The 3,567-nt window shown below is 52.5% G+C and carries 4 protein-coding genes; 2 read left to right on the plus strand and 2 right to left on the minus strand.

Annotated features, from left to right (window positions below; translation table 11 throughout):
- The coding region (locus tag ACTG34_RS09225; protein WP_439104639.1) for an HD domain-containing protein at positions 1 to 505 on the plus strand (505 nt) is incomplete at its 5' end.
- 94 nt (positions 506 to 599) lie between these two features.
- On the opposite strand, the gene ACTG34_RS09230 is transcribed toward ACTG34_RS09225, so the two are convergent.
- Positions 600 to 1,154 carry an ActR/PrrA/RegA family redox response regulator transcription factor gene (locus ACTG34_RS09230; protein WP_439104640.1) on the minus strand — a complete coding sequence of 185 codons (555 nt, stop codon included), beginning with the start codon at positions 1,152 to 1,154 and terminating at the stop codon, positions 600 to 602.
- A gap of 116 nt (positions 1,155 to 1,270) precedes the next feature.
- On the minus strand, positions 1,271 to 1,903 hold the full coding sequence (locus ACTG34_RS09235) for an SCO family protein (RefSeq protein ID WP_439104641.1): 633 nt from the start codon (positions 1,901 to 1,903) through the stop codon (positions 1,271 to 1,273).
- 85 nt (positions 1,904 to 1,988) lie between these two features.
- On the opposite strand from ACTG34_RS09235, the gene regB reads away from it, so the two are divergent.
- Positions 1,989 to 3,377 carry a sensor histidine kinase RegB gene (gene regB, locus ACTG34_RS09240; RefSeq protein ID WP_439104642.1) on the plus strand — a complete coding sequence of 463 codons (1,389 nt, stop codon included), beginning with the start codon at positions 1,989 to 1,991 and terminating at the stop codon, positions 3,375 to 3,377.
- The last annotated feature ends 190 nt before the right edge of the window (positions 3,378 to 3,567 follow it).

Consider the following 3,567-nt stretch of genomic DNA (forward strand, 5'->3'; position numbering starts at 1 on the left):
GGATATTGCACACGGGCTTGCGTTTGTGGCCCGTTGGAATGGTCAAACGCACGGCGATTTTGCCTATTCTGTGGCCGAGCATTCCATTCTGGTCGAAGCGCTTTTTTGCCGTCTTTATCCGAATGAGCCGATCAAATGGCAATTGGCGGCTCTTTTGCATGACGCCCCTGAATACGTCATCGGTGACATGATTTCGCCTGTAAAAGCTGCGGTTGGGGATGGGTATAGCGCACTGGATGATCGTCTTACGGCGGCTATTCACATCCGCTTTGGCTTGCCGGCCAAGGTACCGCAGGCGATCAAGAAGAAGATCAAAAAAGCAGACCGCATTTCGGCATGGTTGGAGGCGGTTCAGATCGCGGGGTTTTCCATCGCTGAAAGCGACAAGATATTCGGCAAGCCCGATCCTGAAATTATCGCGGGGCTGAGTATCATCCTGCGCCCGCCAGTCGAGACGCGAAACGCCTTTACCGCGCGGTATTCGGACCTGATGGCGTGGATGTAAACATTAATGTTTTATACGTCTTTGCGGCGCGGGGTTTAAATATATTCATACGAATATGGCGTGCTGTTTAACAAATGCGAAGGTGAAACAGCCCCTAGCGCGGCGATCGTTTTGCCAAAATGCGCTGCAATGTGCGGCGGTGCATGTTGAGGCGGCGCGCAGTTTCGGACACGTTGCGATCACACAACTCATAGACGCGTTGAATATGCTCCCAACGCACACGGTCCGCTGACATCGGGTTTTCTGGAGGAGGTGGAAGCGCATCGCCTGTGGCCAAAAGCGCGTTGGTGACGTCATTGGCATCCGCAGGTTTGGACAAATAATCTGTTGCACCGATTTTTACCGCAGCGACCGCCGTGGCAATGGCTCCGTAACCTGTCAGCACGACAATGCGGCTGTCTGGGCGTTTTTCGCGAAGCACTTCGACAACATCCAGGCCGTTTCCATCTGCAAGGCGTAGATCGATCACTGCATATGCTGGCGGGCGAGCCGTTGAAATTGCCTTACCTGCCGCGACTGAATCCGCCGTTTCAACGTCAAAGCCCCGCTTTTCCATCGCCCGTGCAAGGCGGCGCAAAAACGGCTCGTCATCATCCACGAGGAGAAGTGACTTGTCCTCACCGAGATCGAGTTTGGAATTTTCGGTCATATGAAGTCCTCCACCGCGAACACAATCCGGCAAGCCCGAACGCATTCAATCGTCAGCATAACATAGGGGATCGCAGAGTAAGGTCAAATGACATGCGTCAAATATACCAATAGGGTCTATTTCTCCCATGCATCGATAAAGCACGCCACGCGGTCCGCCATTTCGTCCGCCTCATCTTCGCGTTTGAAAAACTCGACAAACCCTATTTCGGGGAACACCAGATATGCAAAGGTAGAGTGGTCTACGAGATAGTATTCGGGATCGCCGTCTTGTTTTTTGAAATAGGTTTTATAAGCTTTGGATGCCGCTTTTACCTGTTCCACCGAGCCTGTCAGACCGATCATGTTTTCATGAAACAGGTCGGAAAATTCGTTGACGACGTCAACAGTATCGCGCTCAGGATCAATGGAAATGAACGCCGCTTGTGCATCATACCCGCGCTCGTCCAAAAGGCGGAGCGCATCCGCGTTGCGCATATTATCAAGCGGGCAAACATCGGGGCAAAATGTGTAGCCAAAGTAGAGCAATGTTGGTTTTGTAAACACGTCGACATCCGTCACCGTCACGCCATCTTCGCGGACCAATTCAAACGGGCCGCCGATTGCACTCGCGCCACCCGAAATCGCTGAGGCTCGACATTGCGCAAACTGATCGTCGGACGTGGGTTTGAGTTGGGTCACGACGAATGTCACACCAATAAGGGCAACCGCCGCGACAACGGATCCAATGGCAATATTACGGGTGTTCATGTCTCTCTCCTAGAATCAACGCGACATTGATCGTAGAGTCAGATGCAGACAGCAAGGGCTGTAGTGACGCAGTGGGGCTAAAAGCATGATTATCGCAACGGATTACAATAATGTGATGACGTCAGAGCGGCGATCCAACTTGGTGCGCTTGCGAACCTTGGTGACGCTGCGATGGGTTGCCGTAACAGGACAGATCGCCACGATCATTCTCGCGACCACATTATTTGGCTTTCAATTTGACCTTGGCGGATTTTCCATTGCGATTGGCGCGTCCATCATCGTGAACGTCATCACAACATTTGTGTATCCAGAAACGACACGGTTGAGTGAACGTGGCGCGGCGATGATGTTGTTGTTCGACATCGGTCAGCTGTCTGCGTTGCTGTATCTTTCCGGTGGTCTGAACAATCCCTTTGCCCTTTTGATCCTCGCACCGGTATCGATTTCCGCTACCGCACTACGGCCCATGTCAGCGGTGCTGACCGGCACCGCAGCAATCGTTTTCATGACCGTTATCGGGGTATTTCACCACCCCTTGATCCTAGCGGATGGATCAAAGTTGTTGTTGCCCAACATCTTTGTGTTTGGTCATTGGGCGGCGATCCTCATTGGTGTGCTGTTTTTGGGTCTATTCTCATGGCGTGTCACATCCGAAACCCAATCAATGTCGGAGGCTTTATTGGCCACTCAAATGGCGCTGACCAGAGAGCAAAAGCTTACTGATCTTGGCGGTGTTGTCGCCGCAGCGGCCCATGAGCTTGGCACGCCACTGGCGACGATCAAACTCGTGAGTACCGAACTTGCGGACGAGTTGGAAAACGGTGATTTGCGCGACGATGCGCTTCTCATTCGTGAGCAGGCCGACCGGTGTCGTGATATTTTGCGATCTATGGGGCAGGCAGGAAAAGATGATTTGCACTTGCGCAGTGCCCCCCTTCAGGCGGTGATCGAGGAAGCTGCATCACCCCATATGGCACGCGGAAAGTCAGTTAATATTGAATTGCCAGAGGGCATGGAAGGCCAACAGCCACATTGTTTCCGGCAACCCGAGATTATCCACGGTCTGCGCAATTTGGTGCAAAATGCGGTCGATTTCGCCGCGACCACGGTTTGGGTGGATGTGATGTGGACTGACAAGGTTGTGACCATCCGCATTATCGATGACGGGCCAGGATTTCCAACATCCGTGCTTGGGCGCATCGGGGAGCCATTTGTCGGGCGGCGTAGACAGGAGCGCACGCAAGCCGCGCGACCCGAGTATGACGGCATGGGGCTTGGCCTGTTTATCGCCAAAACGCTTTTGGAACGCACGGGAGCCGATATTTCCTTTGCAAACGGGTCGGGACGGTATGATCAACATCTTCACACGGGTCGAAAATCGGGTGCAATTGTAGAGCTGACATGGCCGCGAGACCGGATTTGCCTCGCGCAGGGTGATGAAATGGCCGCACTGGGCCAAAATGTTCAATTTTAAGGCATTTTGAGCGAAATGTTAACGAGACGTTAACCAGTTTTATCCAAAAGTATCATTAAAAACCCTAATGATAAATTCGGACCTTGGACCAACGCATGTATTTTCAGCTCGCTCTCTTGTCCGTGGCAAGCCTGTGTATGGCTTTCATAGCAATTTATGTGTCCGCCATCATGGTCGCCAGAAACGAACA

It is taken from the genome of Celeribacter marinus (assembly GCF_965656515.1).
GTDB classification, from domain to species: domain Bacteria; phylum Pseudomonadota; class Alphaproteobacteria; order Rhodobacterales; family Rhodobacteraceae; genus Celeribacter; species Celeribacter marinus_D.